Below are 19,144 nucleotides of genomic sequence, written 5' to 3' on the forward strand. Positions count from 1 at the left end.
CGAATGGACGAGCAAGCAAAGCGGCTCGGCGTCGCAGCCGGCATGGGCGCGGCGCTCGGCGTCGGCCTGGCGTTGGGGTTCGGTCTGCGGCTGCTCGCCGCCAGCGCGCTGGCGAGCCTCGGCGCGGGCGTGGCGCTCGGCATGGCGGCGGGAATGCGGGCGCGCCAGGACGAGGATCCGAAACGGATTCCCGACGGCACCTACGCCGCGTTGCACTGAGCCGCGCTCGCCACCGCAGCGGCTGCGGCGTTTCGCGTAAGCCCGGATTAACACGAGTCTGCTTTGCTCATGCGGTCGCTGTCCGGAGCATCCGACATGAGCGCCTTGGCCAAGACCGACTACGCCCCCTGGAGCTTGTCGGAGGCTGTGGTTACCGACCTTGCCGGCAAGGGGTTGCACCTCTTCGAGGAGCGGCTGGACCCCAGGGCCTGCGCCGCGCTGCTGGCGGAGGTCCGCGCCCTGCGGCGCTTCGACGAGAGCCTGTTCCTCAATGAAGCCGAGCACGCCGCCGCATCGCCGGTCGCGGGCGACGGCGCGAGCCTGCTCGAGCGGCTGGACGCCAAGCTGAGCTTCGTCGAGCGCGCGCCGCAGGTCGTCGAGGCGCTGTGGAGCCTGCTGGGCCCGGACTACCGGGTGCTCGAGCGGCGGCTGGTCTGCGCGCTGCCGCGCCGCCGCATTCCCGAATGGATCCGCCGCCGCGCGCACGGAGCGCCGGTCGGCGACCTCGCCGCCTACATCCGGCCGGAGCTGCGCGACCTCAGCTATTGCGACGGCCTGCCGTTCGCCCAGGACCCCGCCGGCGACGCCGAGGTGGTCACGCTGCACGTCCAGCTGCATTCGACCGGCGAAGCCGACGCGCCGCCGCACGTGCTGGAGGGCAGTCATCGGCTGGGCGTCTCGGAATTCCCGCATGACCTGAAGCGGACCGGCCCCGACAGCTGGCGCTACCGCAACGGCGCGCACGGCGAGATGTACGTCACCGAGCGCGCGCTGGCCGGCGAGGCGGGAGCCGCGGCGCTGTGGCACGGCTGCACGCTGAGCGGCGTGCCCGGCGAAGCGGCGGAGCAGGAGCGGATCTCGCTGGTTTATCGGATCGCCCGCGGCGAGGCGCGCAGCGCCGGGATCGACGCCGTCAACGGCTCGCTGGCCGGACCGCTGTAGGCGGCCTACTCGGCGTCGCGGATCAGCTGCAGGAAGGCCGTCGCGGTCCGCGCCGCGCCCTGGCCGTCGCACAGCTCCGAACTCCGGGCCGCCAGGCTGCGACGCAGCTCCGCATCGACCATCAGCCGGGTCAGCGCCCGGTCGAACTGGGCGTCGAAGTCGGCGGCGTTGAGGTCGACCACCAGCGCCGCGCCGCGCGTCGCCACCGCCTCGGCCGCAGCCCGCTGATTGTCGGCCAGGATCACCTGCAGCGCCGGCAGGCCGAGCGTGCAGCGCTCCCAGGTCGAGGAGCCGGCCCCGCCAACGGCGATGTCGGCCTCGGCGGTCAGCCGGGCCATGTGCGGCGTGTCGACGTGAATGGCCAGGCGCTGGTCGCGGCGCGCGACCTTGGTCAGGCCGGCCAGGGTCGGCGAGCCGGCGCCGAGGACGACGTCGAGCCCGGCCTCGCCGACCCGCAGCCGCAGCCGTTCGACGATCCGCGCGGTCACCCCGTCGATGTCGGTCAGGCCCATGGAGACCAGGATCCGCTGCACCGGCTCGCCGCGCCAGGCGAGCGCGGTCTCGCGCAGGGCGGCGAACTCCGGCCGCACCGGGGCGAAGTTGGGCCCCAGCAGCAGGCGCGCCTTCTCCGGCACCAGGCCGTCGTAGTCCTCGGCCGTCCGCGCCGGGCCGGAGTCGACGATGATGTCGGCCCCGAGCGGCCGGTCGGCGAGGTCGTCGATGACCAGCACCGGCCGGCCCTGGCCCATCGCCCGGTGGTCGCGCGACGACAGGCCGTAATGGTCGAAGACCACCGCGTCGAACTGTTCGGCGCCGATCGCGGCGGCCAGGTCGCGGGGTTCGGTCGAGGCCGCGGCGAGCCGCGTCGCGCCCGGGGCGAAGGCGTCAAGCAGGCTGCTCACCGCCGGCGGGCCCATGAAGGTGCAGGTGGCGCCTTGCGCGCCGAGGGCCCCCGCCAGCGTCAGCGAGCGCATGACGTGGCCGCCGCCGACGCGGGGGCCGGCGTCGACGACGAACAGGATACGCGGTCCAGACATGCTCCGCCCATCCACTGCAATCGCGGCGGCTTCGGGGCGCGCCGTCGGCTAATCGCTGCAATATCGATTTCGGCGCGCTGGCGCCGTCGGCTGAGCGACGCGAACGCCGCTCAGGCCGGGCTCAGATCCATTCGACCTTGAGAATCTCGTAGGCTTTGACGCCGCCGGGGGTGTTGACCTCGACCACGTCGCCGCTCTCCTTGCCGATGATCGCGCGGGCGACCGGCGAGGTGATCGAGACCTTGCCGCGCTTCACGTCGGCCTCGTGCTCGCCGACGATCTGGTAGCGAGCCTCTTCCTCGGTGTCCTCGTCGACCAGCGACACCGTCGCGCCGAACTTCACCTGGCTGCCCGACAGCTTGGAGACGTCGATCACCTGGGCGCGCGCCATTTTGTCTTCGAAATCGGCGATCTGGCCCTCGATCCAGCCCTGGCGCTCCTTCGCCGCGTGATATTCGGCGTTCTCCGAAAGATCGCCGTGCGAACGCGCCTCGGCGATCGCGGCGATCACCGCGGGTCGCTCGATGGTCTTCAAACGCCTCAGCTCATCGTCGAGAGCTTGATAGCCCTCGGCGGTCATCGGGACTTTTTCCATAGAGGTGATGACTCGAGTTCGCCCTAGTTGAGAAGTTCAGCTACCGGCCGCGGGCGCTGGCGACAGGGGGGAAGACATTAGAATTGTGCGCCGCAAAACTCAAGGGTGTAGCTTAGCTTGGGTACTCCGCACGTCAGCGCGGCGTAATCGCGTGGAGCGCGCCAATGCTGCGGAAGGTTCCCACTATTCGCTCTCGCTGACCACCGCCCCCTTCAGCTCGTCTTCGTCCGGCGCCTCGAACACGCCCTCGACGAACTCGAACATGTCCGGGGTCACCTGCAGGGCGAAAGACTTGCCGTGCACCTGGGTGCGTTCGGCGACACGCGCGCGGCGAACTGCCTGCGGCGCAGTCACATAATGCCACTGGAGAGGCAGATCGACGGCCTCGGCGATCTCGCGGATCCGGTCGCGGTCGGCCTTGCGCATCAGCCCCAGGTCGATGATCACCGAGGTGCCGCTGGCCATCACCGCCGCGGCGGTCGACCAGATCTGCGCCTCGCAGCGGCCGACCCGCTCGACCAGCCAGGGATATTCGACCTGCTGCGGAATGTCGGGGCCGAACAGGCCGGCCATCCATTCGTCGAGGTTGAAGGCGACGGCGCGCTCGCGGCGGGCGAAGGCGTTGGCGTAGGTGGTCTTGCCGGCGCCCGAAGGCCCGAAGATCACGTTCAGTGTGGCGGTCATGGCGCGGTCGTTACTGCAGACCGGCGGCGGCGTCGACTGCGACGTCGTGGTAGGGGAGACGCAGCAACGCCCCCTCAGTCGGCTTCGCCGACAGCTCCCCGCTAAAGCGGTGGAGCATCTACGGCCCAGATCCTCCACCGCGGAGCGGGGGAGGTGGATCGCGCCGCAAGGCGCGAGACGGAGGGGCGTTATCGTGAGAGGAGGCCCCATGGACGTCGAGATCCGTCGCGCCGGTCCGGACGACGCGGCGGCGCTGGCCCTGGTCGGGCAGGCGACCTTCCTCGAGACCTACGCCGGCCAGCTGGAGCGGGAGAACATCCTGGCCCACTGCGCGCACGAGCACGCCGCGGCGCGCTACGCCGGCTGGCTCGCCGACGGCGTCAGCCAGGTCTGGATCGCCGAAACCACGCACGGCCGCGCGCCGGTCGGCTACGCCGTGGTGGCCGCCGCCGACCTGCCGGTGGCGCTGGCCGCCGACGATCTGGAGCTCAAGCGCTTTTACCTGCTCAGCCGTCTGCACGGCCAAGGGCATGGCGCACGATTGATGGAGACGGTCGCGGCCGATGCGCGCGCGTCAGGCGCGCGCCGGCTGCTGCTCGGCGTCTTTTCCGCGAACACCCGCGCTATCGCCTTCTACGCCCGCCAAGGCTTCACCCAGGCGGGCGTCCGCAAGTTCCGCGTTGGCGAGGGCGTCTATGACGACCTGGTGCTGGCGCGGCTGCTGGCCGAAGGCGGTTAGCGCAGATATTCGGGCGGCGCCGAGCCCGTCTGCACGATCCCATAGATCAGGCCGATCGCCAGGACGGCGATGGCGATGACCATCAGGACCCCAATCACGTTTTCGAGCCGCCGCGCCACATGGCGGTTACGATGGTGATGATGATGCTCAACGTCATGTTCGGTCGACATACAACGTCCTCACAATCCCCTGACAAAAGGACCGAAGTCCCTTCGCCGGACTGCGACAGGCGTCGCTTGGACCGTCTCGACGGTACTCACAAAAACGCCGCCGGGGCGTCCTCACACGCCGGCAGCAGGCCGGACGATGAGGGGAGCGTGCGCCCCGAAATAACATTGGTCAACGTAGAGTTTTGACGCTCGCGTCGAACTGGCCGGGATTCAACCCGGGCGCGCTTCCTGGGGAGGCGCGCCCGGGCCGTTGACGGCGCTTAGGAGTAGCTCTGCAGCGGCCGGACTTCGAGCGGCGCCTGGGCGGTGACGACGATCGCCTGGGCGGCGGCGAGCGCGCCGGCGGCGGTCGTGAAGTAGGGGATCTTCGCCATCAGCGCCGTGCGGCGGATCTCGAAGGAGTCGACCAGCGACTGCTTGCCCTCGGTGGTGTTGAAGACCAGCTGGACCTCGCCGTTCTTGATCGCGTCGACGATGTGCGGCCGACCCTCCAGCACCTTCTTCACCGTCACGACCGGGATCTGTTCGCCGGCCAGGTAGCTGGCGGTGCCGCTGGTCGCCAGGATGCGGAAGCCCTGGGCGGCGAGCAGCCGCACCGGCTCCAGGATCCACGGCTTGTCGGCGTCGCGCACCGAGACGAAGACGCAGCCTTCCTGCGGCAGGATCGTCCCGCCGCCGAGTTGGCTCTTGGCGAAGGCGCGGGCGAAGGCCGGCGCGAGCGTTTCGCCCGGGCGCACCCAGTCCAGGCCCATGACCTCGCCGGTCGAGCGCATTTCCGGGCCGAGCACGGTGTCGACGCCGGCGAAGCGGGCGAACGGGAAGACCGCTTCCTTGACCGCGATGTGGTCGTAGGGCGTCTCGGTCAGGTCGAAGCTCGCCAGCTTCTCGCCGGCCATCACCTTGGCGGCGATCGCGGCCAGCGGCCGGCCGATGGTCTTGGCGACGAACGGCACCGTGCGGCTGGCGCGCGGATTGACCTCCAGCACGAAGATCCGCGGGGTCTCGGAGTGCGGCTCCTCGATCGCGAACTGCACGTTCATCAGGCCGCGCACGTTCAGCGCCCGGGCCATGGCCTCGGTCTGCTTCTTCAGCTCGGCGATGGTCTCGGGCTTCAGCGAGAAGGGCGGCATCGAGCAGGCGCTGTCGCCGGAGTGCACGCCGGCCTCCTCGATGTGCTCCATGACGCCGGCGACGAAGACGCTGTCGCCGTCGCAGATCGCGTCGACGTCCACCTCGGTGGCGCGCGACAGGTACTGGTCGATCAGGACGGGGCTGTCGCCGGACACCTGCACGGCGGTGCGGATGTAGCGGTCGAGCTGCTCGTCGTCGCGGACGATCTCCATGGCGCGGCCGCCCAGCACGTAGGAGGGACGGATCACCACCGGGTAGCCGACCTTGTGCGCGCCTTCGAAGGCCTCGTCGCGCGAGCGGGCGATGGCGTTGATCGGCTGGGCGATCTTCAGCTTGTGCAGCAGCTGCTGGAAGCGCTCGCGGTCCTCGGCCAGGTCGATCGCGTCCGGCGTGGTGCCGAGGATCGGGATGCCGGCGTCTTCCAGCGGCTTGGCCAGCTTCAGCGGGGTCTGGCCGCCGAACTGGACGATGACGCCGTGCAGCGTGCCGCGCGAGCGCTCGACCTCGATCAGCTCCAGCACGTCCTCGGCCGTCAGCGGCTCGAAGTACAGGCGGTCGGAGGTGTCGTAGTCCGTCGAAACCGTCTCGGGATTACAGTTCACCATGATCGACTCGACGCCGATCTCGTCGAGCGCGAAGGCCGCGTGGCAGCAGCAGTAGTCGAACTCGATGCCCTGGCCGATCCGGTTCGGCCCGCCGCCCAGGATGATCGCCTTCTTGGCGTCGGACGGCTCGCTCTCGCAGTCGGGGATCTGGCCCAGCGCGCCGGTCTCGTAGGTCGAGTACATGTACGGCGTGTCGGCGCGGAACTCGCCGGCGCAGGTGTCGATGCGCTTGTACACCGGCCGCACGCCGAGCGCCCGGCGCTGCTCGCGCACCTCGGCCTCGGTGGTGTGGGTCAGCTTGGCCAGCCGGGCGTCGGAGAAGCCCTGGGCCTTCAGCCGGCGGAACTCGATGGCCTGGGACGGCAGGCCGTTCGCGACGATGCCGGCCTCCTCCGTCACCAGCTGCTCGATCTGGCGCAGGAACCACGGCTCATAGGAACAGGCCGCCTGGATCTCGTCGCAGGTCAGGCCGGCGCGGAAGGCCTGGGCGATCACCCGCAGCCGGTCGGGCGTCGGCGTGCCCAGCGCGCGCAGGATCGCGGCGTGGCCGGTTTCCGGATCGTCGGCGCCTTCGATGGCGATCTCGTCGAGGCCGGCGAGGCCGGTCTCCAGGCCGCGCAGCGCCTTCTGCAGGCTCTCGGCGAAGGTGCGGCCGATCGCCATGACCTCGCCCACCGACTTCATCGAGGTGGTCAGCAGCGGCTCCGCGCCCGGGTACTTCTCGAAGGCGAAGCGCGGGATCTTGGTGACGACGTAGTCGATGCTCGGCTCGAACGAGGCCGGCGTCGCGCCGGTGATGTCGTTCATCAGCTCGTCGAGCGTGTAGCCGACCGCCAGGCGCGCGGCGACCTTGGCGATCGGGAAGCCGGTGGCCTTCGACGCCAGCGCCGAGGAGCGCGACACCCGCGGGTTCATCTCGATGACGACCATGCGCCCGTCGGCCGGGTTGACCGCGAACTGCACGTTGGAGCCGCCGGTCTCGACGCCGATCTCGCGCAGCACGGCGATCGAGGCCGCGCGCATGCGCTGGTATTCCTTGTCGGTCAGCGTCAGCGCCGGGGCGACGGTGATCGAGTCGCCGGTGTGGACGCCCATCGGATCGATGTTCTCGATCGAGCAGATGATGATGCAGTTGTCCGCCTTGTCGCGGACGACCTCCATCTCGAACTCCTTCCAGCCCAGCACGCTCTCCTCGATGAGGACCTCGGTGGTGGGGGACAGGTCGAGGCCGCGCTCGACGATCTCGCGGAACTCTTCGACGTTGTAGGCGATGCCGCCGCCGGTGCCGGCGAGCGTGAACGACGGGCGGATGATCGCCGGCAGGCCGACCTGCTCCAGGCCCTCGAGGGCCTCTTCCATCGTGTGGGCGGCCTTGGACTTCGGGCTTTCCAGCCCGATGGCGTCCATGGCGTCACGGAATTTCTGGCGGTCTTCGGCCTTGTCGATGACGTCGGCGCGGGCGCCGATCATCTCGACGCCGTACTTCTCGAGCACGCCCATCTGCTCGAGCGCGAGCGCGGTGTTGAGCGCGGTCTGGCCGCCCATGGTCGGCAGCAGGGCGTCGGGCCGCTCCTTGGCGATGATCTTCTCGACCATCTCCGGAGTGATCGGCTCGATGTAGGTGGCGTCGGCGACGTTCGGATCGGTCATGATCGTCGCCGGGTTCGAATTGACCAGCACGATCCGGTAGCCCTCGGCGCGCAGCGCCTTACAGGCCTGGACGCCGGAGTAGTCGAACTCGCACGCCTGACCGATGACGATCGGGCCAGCGCCGATGATCAGGATCGAGGAGATGTCGGTGCGTTTGGGCATTTCTTCTCGCGCGCAAGGGCGGCCGCGCGATCCGCGCGCCGGTCAACGTTCAGCCATGCAGGTTAAGGCGCCGAATTAGAGCCTCGCCCCTTCGTGCGCAAGGCGCCTTTGGGCCGCAGGGGCCGAAGTTTTCAGGTCGGGATTGGTGCTGCGGGCGGCCGCCGCCGCATTCACCATGTTCGACGTCGTGTATCGCGAAGTCGCGGGCAAAGTATTCACGGCGTGGCGCAAGATCCGCAACGGCAAGTGGATAGGGCGGGACTCGGCCTCCGGCAGCCCGGCGCCGCCTCGGCCGCGGAAAGGTCGGCCGCGGGCCTGCGAATTCACCGCCGATCGGGGTGGTTGAATTTCCCGCCGGCCGCTCGGCGGGCAAAAAAAGCTTGGGCTCACCGCAACCAAAACTTCGTTCAACCATATTTTCACGGAGTGCGGCGCGCACCTCACGTGCGCCGCGGTGTGGAGGCGCGTTGTGAGTCTGATCGAGAAAATTCCCCACCTGAGCGACGAAGAGGTGATGAACCTGCTGGCGAACGCGCGCCGGCTGGAAACCGACGGCGATGAGAAGCAGAAGGCCCAGGCCAGCGAACTGATCGGTCCGCTGGAAGACGCGGCCGCTGAACGCCGCGCAGCCCGGATGGCCGCCACCCAAGCCAAGCGCGCCGCCCGCCGCCCCAAGAAGCACGCCGCCTAGGCGATCTATCTGTCAGTGCAAAGAAGCGCAGCGGCCGGACCTCCCGGCCGCTGGCGGCAGTGACGCCTGGGTGGTGTTCCTGAATTGTTCCAGGGTGCGCCGTGGTGTAGCTTGCCGAAGGTGAACCACGAAAAGCACGAAAGACACGAAAGCCTTGTGTACGCGGATGAGCGTATCTCATCCAAGGCACCGTGTTCGAGGTGTATCGGACGATGGGCTCAGGCTTCCTGGAGGCTGTTTACCAGGAGTGTCTAGCGCTGGAGTTCGGAGCGCGCGGAGTGCCGTTCCGCGCGCTCAAGCCGCTTGAATTGCAGTGCAAAGGGCGTGCGCTCCGGCAAACATATACGCCGGATTTTGTCTGCTACGACACGATCATCGTCGAGCTGAAAGCTGCGCGTGCGATAGCGCCTGAGCATAAAGCCCAAACCATCAACTATCTGCGGGCGAGCGGGTTGCGCCTAGGACTTCTCGTCAATTTTGGCGCAACGCCGCGTGTCCACATTGAGCGCTTCGCGCTCTGAACTTTCGTGTCTTTCGTGTCTTTCGTGGTTCAGCTCTTCTTCGAGCCGTCCATGAAGCCCGCGAAGCGTTCGAACAGGTAGAGGCTGTCCGTCGGGCCCGGCGAGGCTTCCGGGTGGTGCTGGACCGAGAACACCGGGCGGTCCTTCAGGGCGATGCCGGCGTTGGTGCCGTCGAACAGCGAGACGTGGGTCTCGACCACCGGCTCAGGCAGACTGTCGCGGTCGACGGTGAAGCCGTGGTTCATCGAGACGATCTCGACCTTGCCGGTGGTCAGGTCCTTCACCGGGTGGTTCGCCCCGTGGTGGCCCTGCTCCATCTTGGCGGTCTTGGCGCCCAGCGCCAGCGACAGCATCTGGTGGCCGAGGCAGATGCCGAACACCGGCACGCCGCTTTCCACCAGCTTCTTGATCTCGGGCACCGCGTACTCGCCGGTCGCGGCCGGGTCGCCCGGGCCGTTGGACAGCAGCACCCCGTCGGGCTTGCGCGCCAGCACTTCTTCGGCCGAGCTCTTGCCGGGCACCACCGTGACCCGCGCTCCGACCGAGGTCAGCGCCCGCAGGATGTTGCGCTTCACGCCGAAGTCGAGAACCACGACCTCGTACTTCGGCTGCTCGGCGGGCTTGGCGTAGCCTTCGTTCCATTCCCACAGGCCCTCGTCATAGACGAACGGCTGCAGGCAGGAGGCGTCCTTGGCGAGGTCGAGGCCGACCAGCCCGTTCCAGACCCGCGCCTTCTCGACCAGGGCTTCCAGGTCGAAGGTCCCGTCCGGCGAATGGGCGATCACGCCGTGCGGCATGCCCTTCTCGCGGATCCGCCGGGTCAGCGCCCGGGTGTCGACGCCGGCCAGGCCGACCACGCCGCGGCGGGTCATCCAGGTCGCGAGGTCGGAATCGGCGCGATAGTTGGCCGGTTGGGTCGGGACGTCACGGAAGATCGCGCCGCGGGCGGCGGTCTCGGCCGCGCCCGACATCTGCTCGAGGTCTTCCAGGTTGGTCCCGACGTTGCCGACGTGCGGGAAGGTGAAGGCCACGATCTGGGCCATGTAGGAGGGGTCCGTCAGGATCTCCTGGTAGCCGGTCATCGCGGTGTTGAAGCAGACCTCGCCTACCGCCTCGCCGACGGCGCCGACGCCGATCCCCTGGAGGATCGTCCCATCGGCCAAGGCGAGCACGCCGGTGACGCCGGGCAACAGATCTCGGCTCATAGGTGGGCTCCTGTTTCGATGGACGGTTGCAAAAAGGCGGGTCGAGGTGAACCCCCGCCCGCCGCACAAACGGCCGCGTAGGTAATGAACGGCGTCGGCCGGGTCAATGCATGCCGGCGCCGGGCGGCGTCATGTCACAAATCTGCGGGCCGATCCGTCCTGGGCTTCGATGGATCGGAGGAACCGGATGGTTCGGATAATCGCCGCGGCCCTGGGGCTGTTTCTAGGGGCGAACGCGCTCTTCCTACTCCTGGCGCCGCTCGCCTGGTACGATTCGGTTCCGGGCGTGACCGCCACGGGGCCGTTCAACGCCCACTTCGTCCGCGACGTCGGCGCGGCCTACCTGGTCGCCGCCGGCGGCCTGGCCGCCTTCGCCTGGCGTCCGCGCGAAGCCCGTCCGGCGCTGTTCGCCGCCGCGGCCTTCCTGACGCTGCACGCCGCGATCCACGTCTTCGACGCCGTCTGCGGCGCCCAGCCGCTGCAGGACACAGTCCGCGACTTCGTCGGCGTCCATCTGGTCGCGCTGATCACCCTGGGGCTGGCGTCCGCCGCCCTGACGCCTCGTCAAACCCAAGGAGCCCATCCGTGCTGAAAGCTATCCTCCTGCGCACGATCGACCGTTTCGAGCGAAGCTGGGGCTACGACGCCAGCTACATGCGCGCGCTCGTTCGCGCCTCGCCGCGCAGCTACCTGAACTTCATGCGGATCGCCGGCGTGGTCGACCGCAAGGCCGCGCCGGCCGAGGCGCTGGGCGCGGCCGGGATCGTCGGCACCCTGGCCGAGGACTGCGGGCCCTGCGTGCAGATCTCCGCCGACATGGCCGCCGCGGCCGGCGTCTCGCCGCCGGTGCTGCGCGCGATCCTGGCCGGCGACGAGGCCGGGATGGGCGAGGCCGCGGCGCTGGCCTGGCGCTTCGCCCGGGCCAGCCTGGCGCGCGACATGGCCGCCGCCGACCCGCTGCGCGACCAGATCGTCGCGCGCTGGGGCGAGGCGGGGCTGGCCGCCATCGCGCTGCAGATCACCACCGCGCGGATGTATCCGACGCTGAAGTATGCGCTGGGCTACGGCCAGACCTGCTCCAAGGTGGTGGTGGACGGGGTCGCCGCCCCGGTCGCCTATCCACTGCTCGCGGCGTAGGGTCGGGGCGATGGACACGACGCGCACAGCGGAGTTCGAACGAGAGCGCGGGCGGCTGCAGCGGCTCGCCTACCGCATGCTCGGCTCGATCAGCGAGGCGGAAGACGTGGTGCAGGACGCCTGGCTGCGCTGGACCCGCGCGGGCGCCGAGGTCGTCGATCCGGCCGCCTGGCTGGTGCGGGTGACGACCCGGCTCTGCCTCGACCGGCTGCGGGCGGCGAAGGCCGAGCGCGCCGCCTACAAGGGACCCTGGCTGCCCGAGCCGCTGATCGAGCCGATGGTCGAGGACCCGGTCGAGCGGGCGGAGGACGTCTCGGTCGCCTTCCTGCTGGCGCTGGAGCGGCTCTCGCCGCTCGAGCGCGCGGTGTTCCTGCTGCGCGAGGCCTTCGACGAGGACTATGCGGCGATCGCCCAGGCGCTGGGGCGCAGCGAGCCGGCGGTGCGCCAGCTCGCCGCCCGGGCCAAGGCCCATGTGCGCGAGGGGCGGCCGCGGTTTGCGGTCGACCGCGCCCAGGCCGAACGGCTGGCGATCGCCTTCCTGACCGCCTCGTCGAGCGGCGACGCCAGCGCGCTGTCGGCGATGCTGGCGCAGGACGCGGTGTTGGTCTCGGACGGCGGCGGCAAGCGGGTCGCGGCGCTGCGCGTGCTGGCCGGCAGTGACGACATCATCCATTTCTTCCAGAGCGTCGCCTGGCGGAACGGACCTGCCATGGCGCGGACCAAGGGCTGCCGGCTGGCGCGGATCAACGGCCTGCCCGGCGTGGTGCTCGAGCTCGACGACGGCCCGCAGACGATTGCGCTGGAGCTGGACGACGAAGGCCGGATCTCGGCGATCTACATCGTCCGCAACCCCGAGAAGCTAGGTCACGTCGCCGCCGGCTAGGCTCCGAACCTGCGGCCATGCGGCCCTGCGCGTGATTGGCGCGGACCTCACAGGCCGCTAAGAGCGAATCGGGCGCTCGGGCAGAATGGCCTTGAGCGGGGTGGAGGCGGCGTATCGACCGTGCGTTTTGACGAACGGTTCCTCGACGAGATCAAGTCGCGCCTGCGTCCCTCCGACGTGATCGGCAAGACGGTGAAGCTGCGCAAGCAGGGGCGCGAGTACGTCGGCCTGTCGCCTTTCACCAAGGAAAAGACGCCGTCCTTCTACGTCAACGACGACAAGGGGCAGTTCTTCGACTTCTCCTCCGGCAAGTCCGGCGACCTGATCACCTTCCTGCAGGAAACCGAGCGGCTGTCCTTCTCGGAGGCCGTCGAGCGGCTGGCCGGCGAGGCCGGGTTGCAGCTGCCGGCCGCCGACCCGCGCGCCGCCGAGCAGGAGAAGAAGCGTCAGGGCCTCACGGACTGGCTGGAGCTGGCCGCCCAGTGGTTCGAGGGCGAGCTGCGCCGTCCCGCCGGCCGCGAGGCCCGCGCCTACCTCGAGCGCCGCGGCCTGCCGGAAAGCGAGTGGGCGCGCTTCCACCTGGGGTTCTCGCCGCCCGGGCGCACGGCGCTTAAGGACTATCTGGTGGCCAAGGGCGCGCGGCCGCCGGCGCTGGTCGACGCTGGACTGCTGATCGCCCCGGAGGACGGCGGCCAGCCCTACGACCGGTTCCGCGACCGCATCATCTTTCCGATCACCGACAGCCGCGGCCGGGTGATCTCGTTCGGCGGCCGGGCGATGGATCCGCAGGCCCGGGCGAAATATCTGAACGGCCCGGAGACGGCGATCTTCCACAAGGGCCACCAGCTCTACGGCCTGGCCGAGACCCGCAAGATGCTGGCCGCCGCGCCGACCGGCGAGAACCCGCCGGTGGCGGTGGTCGAGGGCTACATGGACGTGATCGCCTGCCACCGGGCGGGCGTGCCGGCGGTCGCCCCGATGGGCACGGCGCTGACCGAGGAGCAGATGGAGATGCTCTGGCGGCACCATCCGGAGCCGACGCTGTGCTTCGACGGCGACCGCGCCGGCCGCCAGGCCGCGGCCCGGACGATGGACCGGGCGCTGCCGCTGCTGAAGCCCGGCAAGAGCTTCAAGTTCGCCATCGTCGAGGGCGGCAAGGATCCCGACGAGGTGCTGCGCGAGCAGGGGCCCGCGGCGCTGAAGTCCCAGCTCGGCCAGACGACCCCCTTCGCCGAGGCGCTGTTCATCCGCGAGCGGGACCTGGAGCCGCTCGACACGCCCGAGCGGCGGGCCGGGCTGAAGGCGCGCCTGCGCACCGCCGCCGGGCTGATCGCCGACAAGGATCTGCAACAGGCCTATCGCGACGACCTGCTGCAGCGCCTGGACGCCCAGTTCGCCGCCGCCCGGCCGCAGCGCGGCGGCGGCGAGGCCTTTCGCGGCCGCGAGGGCGCGCGCTCAGGCGGCGGCGGCAAGTGGCGCGGCGCGCCGCAAGCGCCGCTCGGCTCGACGCCGGAGGGGGTGGCTGCGGCAAAACGCCTCGCGAAGACCCTGGGCGCGGCGCCGGCGGCGCTGGCCCTGGTGGCGGTCGCCGAACCCACCGTGCTGGACGACCATTTGGAGGACAGTTTCACCGCCAAGGGCTTCGGCGAACCTTCACTGGGCGAAATGGTGAAGGAAATCATTCGGCTTCGACTGGAAGCTGACCATCTTGACACAGCGTCCCTACGACGCCATCTGGCCTCGTGCGGATTTAGCGCGCTGTTGACAGACATCGAACGGGCCGCTGCGAACTCGGGCGCGCCCATGCTCAAAGATGATGTCTCCCTCGATGCGCGGAGATCCCAGTGGTCGCGTGGCTATGCTGCTCTCTCGAGAGCGGCGGCGCTGGATGACGCCCTCTTCGCCGCAAAGGGCAACCTGAGCGGGCGGGAGCAGATGGCGACGTTCGAGCGTCTCAAGACGGAACGTGACTCACTGAAACGCGCGATCAGAACGGGAACGATTTGGACGGAAGACGGGTCGTAAGGTCGCGGGACCTCGCGAGTCGCTTGCGACGCACCATTTTTCGGCCCGCGCCTTGCATAGGGTGCGTGAGCCGATTTCGGAGAATTCGATGAGCACAAACACGGCCGAAGCGGAAACGCCGGAAACCACGGGTAGCGATGGTCCGCTGCTCGACCTGACGGACGCCGCGGTCAAGAAGTTCATCAAGCAGGCGAAAGCCCGCGGCTACGTCACGATGGACGAACTTAACAAGGTGCTCCCCTCCGAGGAAGTCACCTCCGAGGCCATCGAAGACACGCTCGCGATGCTGTCCGAGATGGGCGTCAACGTCGTCGAGGCGGAAGAGGACGCCGAAGGGAGCGAGGTCGCGGTTCGCGAAGAGACGGCGGTGGTCGAGACCACCAAGGAGCCGGCCTACGACCGCACCGACGACCCGGTCCGCATGTACCTGCGCGAGATGGGCTCGGTGGAGCTGCTGTCACGCGAGGGCGAAATCGCCATCGCCAAGCGCATCGAAGCCGGCCGCGACACGATGATTCGCGGGCTGTGCGAGAGCGCGCTGACCTTCGAAGCGATCATGGTCTGGCGCGAGGAGCTCGGCTCCGGCCGCATCCTGCTGCGCGAGGTGATCGACCTCGAGCAGACCTATGGCGGCCAGAACCAGGGCGCGGAAATTCCGGCCGAGGCCCCGCCGGTGGAAGCCGAAGCCGAGGCTGAGCCCGCCGCCGAGGGCGAAGGCGAGAACGAGGACGACTTCGACGACGGCGCCGGCCCGACCATCAGCGCGATGGAAGCCGAGCTGCGCGAAGGCGTCATGGCCACCCTCGACTCCATCGCCGGCGAGTTCGAGAGCTTCCGCCAGCTGCAGGAAAAGCTGGTCGGCGCCAAGCTGAAGGGCGAGGACCTCTCCGCGGCCGACCGCAAGGCCTACGAGACCGCGACCCAGACCATCGTTCAGCACCTCAAGACGCTGAAGCTGAACAACAACCGCATCGAGGCGCTGGTCGAGCAGCTCTATGCCATCAACAAGCGCCTGATGGGCCTGGAAGGCCGGCTGCTGCGCCTGGCCGACAGCTACGGCATCAGCCGCACCGAGTTCCTGAAGGCCTACTTCGGTTCGGAGATGCGTCCGAACTGGGGCGATCAGGTCAAGCCGCTCGGCATCCGCTGGACCAAGTTCGTCGAGAACGACGCCGGCCAGATCGGCGACATTCGCTTTGAGATCGCCGCGCTGGCGCAAGAAACCGGCGTGCCGATCGACGACTACCGCCGCATCGTCCAGACCGTCCAGAAGGGCGAGCGCGAGGCCCGGCAGGCGAAGAAGGAAATGGTCGAGGCCAACCTGCGCCTCGTGATCTCGATCGCCAAGAAGTACACCAACCGCGGCCTGCAGTTCCTGGACCTGATCCAGGAGGGCAACATCGGCCTGATGAAGGCGGTCGATAAGTTCGAGTACCGCCGTGGCTACAAGTTCTCGACCTACGCGACCTGGTGGATCCGGCAGGCGATCACCCGCTCGATCGCCGACCAGGCCCGCACCATCCGCATCCCGGTGCACATGATCGAGACGATCAACAAGATCGTCCGCACCTCGCGCCAGATGCTGCACGAGATCGGCCGCGAGCCGACGCCGGAAGAACTGGCCGAAAAGCTCGCCATGCCGCTCGAGAAGGTGCGCAAGGTGCTGAAGATCGCCAAGGAGCCGATCAGCCTCGAGACGCCGATCGGCGACGAAGAGGACAGCCACCTCGGCGACTTCATCGAGGACAAGAATGCGGTGCTGCCGATCGACGCGGCGATCCAGTCGAACCTGCGCGAGACCACCACCCGCGTGCTGGCCTCGCTGACCCCGCGGGAAGAGCGGGTTCTGCGGATGCGCTTCGGCATCGGCATGAACACCGACCACACCCTGGAAGAGGTCGGCCAGCAGTTCTCGGTCACCCGCGAACGGATCCGCCAGATCGAAGCCAAGGCGCTGCGCAAGCTCAAGCACCCGAGCCGCAGCCGGAAGCTCCGCAGCTTCCTCGACAGCTGAGACTAAGGAGAAGCCCCGCCCACCGGCGGGGCTTTTTCGTTGGGGTTCCACCCTGTCATCCCGGTTTTCGTGAAGCGAAAGACGGGGACCCAAGAACACGGCGGAAGGAAATCGTGGCGATCGCGGCGCTCCGCCGTCCGCCGCAGCGTTCATGGATCCCGGACATGCGCTCCGCGCATTCCGGGATGACAAGTAAAAGGTGGAGCATCTTCGGCCCAGATCCTCCACCGCGCAGCGGGGGAGGTGGATCGCGCCGTCAGGCGCGAGACGGAGGGGGCGTTGCGCGGTGCCTTGGCCCGCACACCGCCGCCGCCTATCCTCCCGCCGGATGACGCATGGCGGTGGTCCTTGGAATGCTCAGCGCCCGCGGCGCGGTCCGCCGCCGCGGCTCGGCTTGTGGCTGATTCTCATCCTCGGCCTGGTCGGCCTGGTGCTGGGGCTGGCGCGGGCGTTTCCGGAGGCGGTGCGCACGCCGGACGACTGGGCCCGGGTCGGCTATTCCATAGGGCTGGTGCTGCTGGTCACCGCCGGCCTGTTCCGCTCCGGCCGGATCCTGCGCCCCGAACACCTGCGCTATGCGGCGATCTGGGCGGCGATCGTCGGCCTGCTGGCGCTGGGCTTCGCCTATCGCGCGGAGCTGAGCGAGGCGCCGCGCCGGCTGAAGCTGGCCTTCAGCGCCGGTGATCCGGTGACGACCGAGCCCGGCGAACTGATCATCCCGCGCGACGAGTCCGGGCACTACATCGTCGTGGCCAAGGTGAACGGCCAGCGGGTCCGGTTCCTGGTCGACACCGGCGCCTCGGACACCGTGCTCAGCCCCGACGACGCCCGGCGGATCGGCCTGCCGCTGGACGAACTCGCCTATGTCCGGGCGACGGAGACCGCCAACGGCGTGGGCTATGCCGCCCCGGCCGTCGCCGAGCGCTTCGAGGTCGGGCCGATCGCCCTGATCGACTTCAAGCTGGCGGTGAACCAGGCCCCGCTGAGCATCTCGCTGCTCGGCATGAGCTTCCTGAGCCGGCTCGACTCCTTCCACTTCGAAGGTCCCAACCTGGTGCTGCGCTGGCGCGAGGGCGGATGAGGCGCGCCCTTTTCCTTCGTCATCGCCCGGCTCGTCCGGGCGACCCATCCCAAGGCCGTTTCGCAACAGCCGTGGCAGGCGCCTCGGGCTGGATGGCCCGGACGAGCCGGGCCATGACGGCGTGGGGTGGCGAAACCTCCTCAGCCCTTACGCGTAAGCTTGTGAAGTGATGACCCGCCGACCCTCCCGTCTCCTCGCCGCCGCCCTGGCGGCCGTCACCCTGGCGACCGCCGGCGGGGCCGCGGCCCAGGGCAAGCCCGACCAGGGCGCCGCCCAGCGCCGGGCCGAGATCCTGCAGGCCTACGGCGGCCGCTACGACGGCCCGATGGCGGCCTATGTCAGCAAGGTCGGCGAACGGATGGCCGGGGCTGCGGGGCAGGGCGGGCGCTGCACCTTCAGCGTGATCGACACCGACGTGGTGAACGCCTTCGCCGCGCCGCCCGGCTGCGACATCTACATCACCCGCGGCCTGCTGGCGCTGATCCGCAGCGAGGGCGAACTCGCCGCGGTGCTCGGCCACGAGGTCGGCCACGTCGCGGCCAACCACGCCGGCCGCCGCCAGACCCGCACGGCGATCACCGGCATCGGTGCGGCGATCCTCGGCGCGGTGACCGGCTCAGGCGCGATCGGCCAGATCGCCAACCAGGTCGGCCAGTTGACCGTGCTCAGCTATTCGCGCGACCAGGAGTACGAGTCCGACACCCTGTCGGCCGGCTATCTCGCCAGCGCCGGCTACAGTCCCTACGGCCTGGTCGACATGCTGGCCGCGTTGCAGGCCAGCGACCAGGTCGAGGCCCAGGCGAGCAACGCCAGCGCCGAGGCCACGCCGGTATGGTCGCGCACCCACCCGCTGACCGGCGACCGGATCGCCCGGGCGCTGGCCGCGGCGCGGCGCAGCGGACCGCCGCCGGCGCTGGGCGCGCCCGACCCCTACCTCGCCCAGGTCGACGGGCTGATCTACGGCGACGACCCGGCCCAGGGCTTCGTGCGCGGCCGCAAGTTCCTGCACCCGGGGCTGAACATCGCCTTCACCGCGCCGGAGGGCTTCGTGCTGGCCAACAGCCCGAGCGCGGTGAGCATCCGCGGGCCGAACCGGCTGGCGGCCCAGTTCGCCGGCCCGGTCAGCGACAGCGCCGACCCGACCGACGAGGCCTACGCGGTGCTGCGCAAGGTGGTCGGCCAGGCCCCGGCGCAGGCCGGCCAGGCGCAGCGCACGCGCATCAACGGCATCGACGCGGTGCTGCTGCCGGCCCAGGCGCGCAGCAACAGCGGCCACGTCGACGTCGGCGTGGCGGTCTTTGCGGTCGGCCGCGAGAACTTCCACTTCGTGACCCTGGCCCCGGCCGGCCAGGCGCCGGCCTTCGACCCGCTGATCGACTCCTTCCGCCGGTTGTCGGCGGCCGAGCGCGCCGAGGCGCGGCCGAAGCGGATCCGCGTGGTGACGGTGCGGCCCGGCGACACCCAGGCCGCGCTGGTCGCGCGCATGGCGGTCGAGGACCATGCCGCCGAGCGGTTCCAGGCGATCAACGGCCTGCAGCCGGGCGATCCGCTGCGGCCGGGCGACAAGGTGAAGATCGTCGTCGCCGGCTCCTAGGTCTGGACGAACTTGGTTCTCTGACGCAGGCTGCGGCGTGGTCTCGGACGCAGGACGCT

At 69.6% G+C, this 19,144-nt stretch carries 18 protein-coding genes; 12 read left to right on the forward strand and 6 right to left on the reverse strand.

The genetic code is table 11. The features are described from left to right. The first annotated feature begins 3 nt into the window (after positions 1–3). Entirely contained in the window at positions 4–219 is a 216-nt protein-coding gene (locus tag ACSQ14_RS04915) for a hypothetical protein (protein ID WP_436010311.1), read from the forward strand. A 96-nt stretch (positions 220–315) separates the two neighbouring features. Further along, the gene (locus ACSQ14_RS04920) at positions 316–1,161 is read left to right on the forward strand and encodes a hypothetical protein (RefSeq protein ID WP_436010313.1); all 846 of its coding nucleotides are present in this window, start codon (positions 316–318) and stop codon (positions 1,159–1,161) included. A gap of 5 nt (positions 1,162–1,166) precedes the next feature. Here ACSQ14_RS04920 and pseG read toward each other — a convergent pair whose 3' ends face one another. The 3 genes from pseG to ACSQ14_RS04935 form a co-directional block, all read right to left on the reverse strand. Beyond that, entirely contained in the window at positions 1,167–2,198 is a 1,032-nt protein-coding gene (pseG, locus tag ACSQ14_RS04925) for a UDP-2,4-diacetamido-2,4,6-trideoxy-beta-L-altropyranose hydrolase (RefSeq protein WP_436010315.1), read from the reverse strand. A 121-nt stretch (positions 2,199–2,319) separates the two neighbouring features. Then, positions 2,320–2,793 (reverse strand): transcription elongation factor GreA, encoded by a 474-nt coding sequence (greA, locus tag ACSQ14_RS04930; RefSeq protein ID WP_436010317.1) that lies wholly within the window; start codon positions 2,791–2,793, stop codon positions 2,320–2,322. Between the two features lie 183 nt (positions 2,794–2,976). Beyond that, positions 2,977–3,477, reverse strand: coding sequence for an AAA family ATPase (locus tag ACSQ14_RS04935; protein WP_436010319.1), 501 nt, complete (start codon positions 3,475–3,477; stop codon positions 2,977–2,979). 208 nt (positions 3,478–3,685) lie between these two features. On the opposite strand from ACSQ14_RS04935, the gene ACSQ14_RS04940 reads away from it, so the two are divergent. Further along, complete coding sequence (locus ACSQ14_RS04940; protein ID WP_436010321.1) at positions 3,686–4,216, forward strand: N-acetyltransferase family protein; 531 nt, start codon at positions 3,686–3,688, stop codon at positions 4,214–4,216. On the opposite strand, the gene ACSQ14_RS04945 is transcribed toward ACSQ14_RS04940, so the two are convergent. Both ACSQ14_RS04945 and carB read right to left on the reverse strand, forming a co-directional pair. Next, positions 4,213–4,386, reverse strand: a complete 174-nt coding sequence (locus tag ACSQ14_RS04945) for a hypothetical protein (RefSeq protein WP_436010323.1) — start codon at positions 4,384–4,386, stop codon at positions 4,213–4,215. The two genes, ACSQ14_RS04940 and ACSQ14_RS04945, sit on opposite strands and share 4 nt — an antisense overlap. A gap of 260 nt (positions 4,387–4,646) precedes the next feature. Then, positions 4,647–7,934 (reverse strand): carbamoyl-phosphate synthase large subunit, encoded by a 3,288-nt coding sequence (gene carB, locus ACSQ14_RS04950; protein ID WP_436010325.1) that lies wholly within the window; start codon positions 7,932–7,934, stop codon positions 4,647–4,649. A gap of 469 nt (positions 7,935–8,403) precedes the next feature. Between carB and ACSQ14_RS04955 the strand changes: the two genes are divergently transcribed. Continuing rightward, positions 8,404–8,625, forward strand: coding sequence for a hypothetical protein (locus ACSQ14_RS04955; protein ID WP_436010327.1), 222 nt, complete (start codon positions 8,404–8,406; stop codon positions 8,623–8,625). A 179-nt stretch (positions 8,626–8,804) separates the two neighbouring features. Next, positions 8,805–9,146: a GxxExxY protein gene (locus tag ACSQ14_RS04960; RefSeq protein WP_436015361.1), complete on the forward strand. Its 342-nt coding sequence runs from the start codon at positions 8,805–8,807 to the stop codon at positions 9,144–9,146. Between the two features lie 29 nt (positions 9,147–9,175). Here the strand turns inward: ACSQ14_RS04960 and carA are convergent, their stop codons facing one another. Then, positions 9,176–10,351: a glutamine-hydrolyzing carbamoyl-phosphate synthase small subunit gene (carA, locus tag ACSQ14_RS04965; RefSeq protein ID WP_436010329.1), complete on the reverse strand. Its 1,176-nt coding sequence runs from the start codon at positions 10,349–10,351 to the stop codon at positions 9,176–9,178. A gap of 187 nt (positions 10,352–10,538) precedes the next feature. Here carA and ACSQ14_RS04970 point away from each other — a divergent pair, with 187 nt between their 5' ends. From ACSQ14_RS04970 to ACSQ14_RS05000, 7 genes are all read left to right on the forward strand, one after another. Continuing rightward, a complete protein-coding gene (locus ACSQ14_RS04970) occupies positions 10,539–10,943 on the forward strand; it encodes a hypothetical protein (RefSeq protein ID WP_436010331.1) in 405 nt (134 codons plus the stop codon). Continuing rightward, complete coding sequence (locus tag ACSQ14_RS04975; protein ID WP_436010333.1) at positions 10,937–11,488, forward strand: hypothetical protein; 552 nt, start codon at positions 10,937–10,939, stop codon at positions 11,486–11,488. The genes ACSQ14_RS04970 and ACSQ14_RS04975 overlap by 7 nt, the downstream gene beginning before the upstream one ends. A 10-nt stretch (positions 11,489–11,498) precedes the next feature. Beyond that, positions 11,499–12,371, forward strand: coding sequence for an RNA polymerase sigma factor SigJ (gene sigJ, locus ACSQ14_RS04980; RefSeq protein WP_436010335.1), 873 nt, complete (start codon positions 11,499–11,501; stop codon positions 12,369–12,371). 120 nt (positions 12,372–12,491) lie between these two features. Continuing rightward, positions 12,492–14,396: a DNA primase gene (gene dnaG / locus ACSQ14_RS04985; protein ID WP_436010337.1), complete on the forward strand. Its 1,905-nt coding sequence runs from the start codon at positions 12,492–12,494 to the stop codon at positions 14,394–14,396. Positions 14,397–14,484: 88 nt separating this feature from the next. Further along, a complete protein-coding gene (gene rpoD / locus ACSQ14_RS04990) occupies positions 14,485–16,410 on the forward strand; it encodes an RNA polymerase sigma factor RpoD (RefSeq protein ID WP_436010339.1) in 1,926 nt (641 codons plus the stop codon). Positions 16,411–16,804: 394 nt separating this feature from the next. Then, a complete protein-coding gene (locus tag ACSQ14_RS04995; protein WP_436010341.1) occupies positions 16,805–17,491 on the forward strand; it encodes a retropepsin-like aspartic protease family protein in 687 nt (228 codons plus the stop codon). Positions 17,492–17,660: 169 nt separating this feature from the next. Beyond that, positions 17,661–19,085 (forward strand): M48 family metalloprotease, encoded by a 1,425-nt coding sequence (locus tag ACSQ14_RS05000; RefSeq protein WP_436010343.1) that lies wholly within the window; start codon positions 17,661–17,663, stop codon positions 19,083–19,085. Positions 19,086–19,144: the final 59 nt, after the last annotated feature.

The sequence above is a fragment of the Phenylobacterium sp. LjRoot219 genome (assembly GCF_964252995.1).
GTDB lineage: Bacteria > Pseudomonadota > Alphaproteobacteria > Caulobacterales > Caulobacteraceae > Phenylobacterium.

Bases quoted from the DNA above. Each gene is read 5' to 3' on its own strand.
- ACSQ14_RS04915 (WP_436010311.1), top strand. From the start codon at position 4: ATGGACGAGCAAGCAAAGCGGCTCGGCGTCGCAGCCGGCATGGGCGCG.
- ACSQ14_RS04940 (WP_436010321.1), top strand. From the start codon at position 3,686: ATGGACGTCGAGATCCGTCGCGCCGGTCCGGACGACGCGGCGGCGCTG.
- ACSQ14_RS04935 (WP_436010319.1), bottom strand. From the start codon at position 3,477: ATGACCGCCACACTGAACGTGATCTTCGGGCCTTCGGGCGCCGGCAAG.
- ACSQ14_RS05000 (WP_436010343.1), top strand. From the start codon at position 17,661: ATGACCCGCCGACCCTCCCGTCTCCTCGCCGCCGCCCTGGCGGCCGTC.
- greA (WP_436010317.1), bottom strand. From the start codon at position 2,793: ATGGAAAAAGTCCCGATGACCGCCGAGGGCTATCAAGCTCTCGACGAT.
- carB (WP_436010325.1), bottom strand. From the start codon at position 7,934: ATGCCCAAACGCACCGACATCTCCTCGATCCTGATCATCGGCGCTGGC.
- ACSQ14_RS04945 (WP_436010323.1), bottom strand. From the start codon at position 4,386: ATGTCGACCGAACATGACGTTGAGCATCATCATCACCATCGTAACCGC.
- ACSQ14_RS04970 (WP_436010331.1), top strand. From the start codon at position 10,539: ATGGTTCGGATAATCGCCGCGGCCCTGGGGCTGTTTCTAGGGGCGAAC.
- carA (WP_436010329.1), bottom strand. From the start codon at position 10,351: ATGAGCCGAGATCTGTTGCCCGGCGTCACCGGCGTGCTCGCCTTGGCC.
- ACSQ14_RS04920 (WP_436010313.1), top strand. From the start codon at position 316: ATGAGCGCCTTGGCCAAGACCGACTACGCCCCCTGGAGCTTGTCGGAG.
- sigJ (WP_436010335.1), top strand. From the start codon at position 11,499: ATGGACACGACGCGCACAGCGGAGTTCGAACGAGAGCGCGGGCGGCTG.
- pseG (WP_436010315.1), bottom strand. From the start codon at position 2,198: ATGTCTGGACCGCGTATCCTGTTCGTCGTCGACGCCGGCCCCCGCGTC.
- rpoD (WP_436010339.1), top strand. From the start codon at position 14,485: ATGAGCACAAACACGGCCGAAGCGGAAACGCCGGAAACCACGGGTAGC.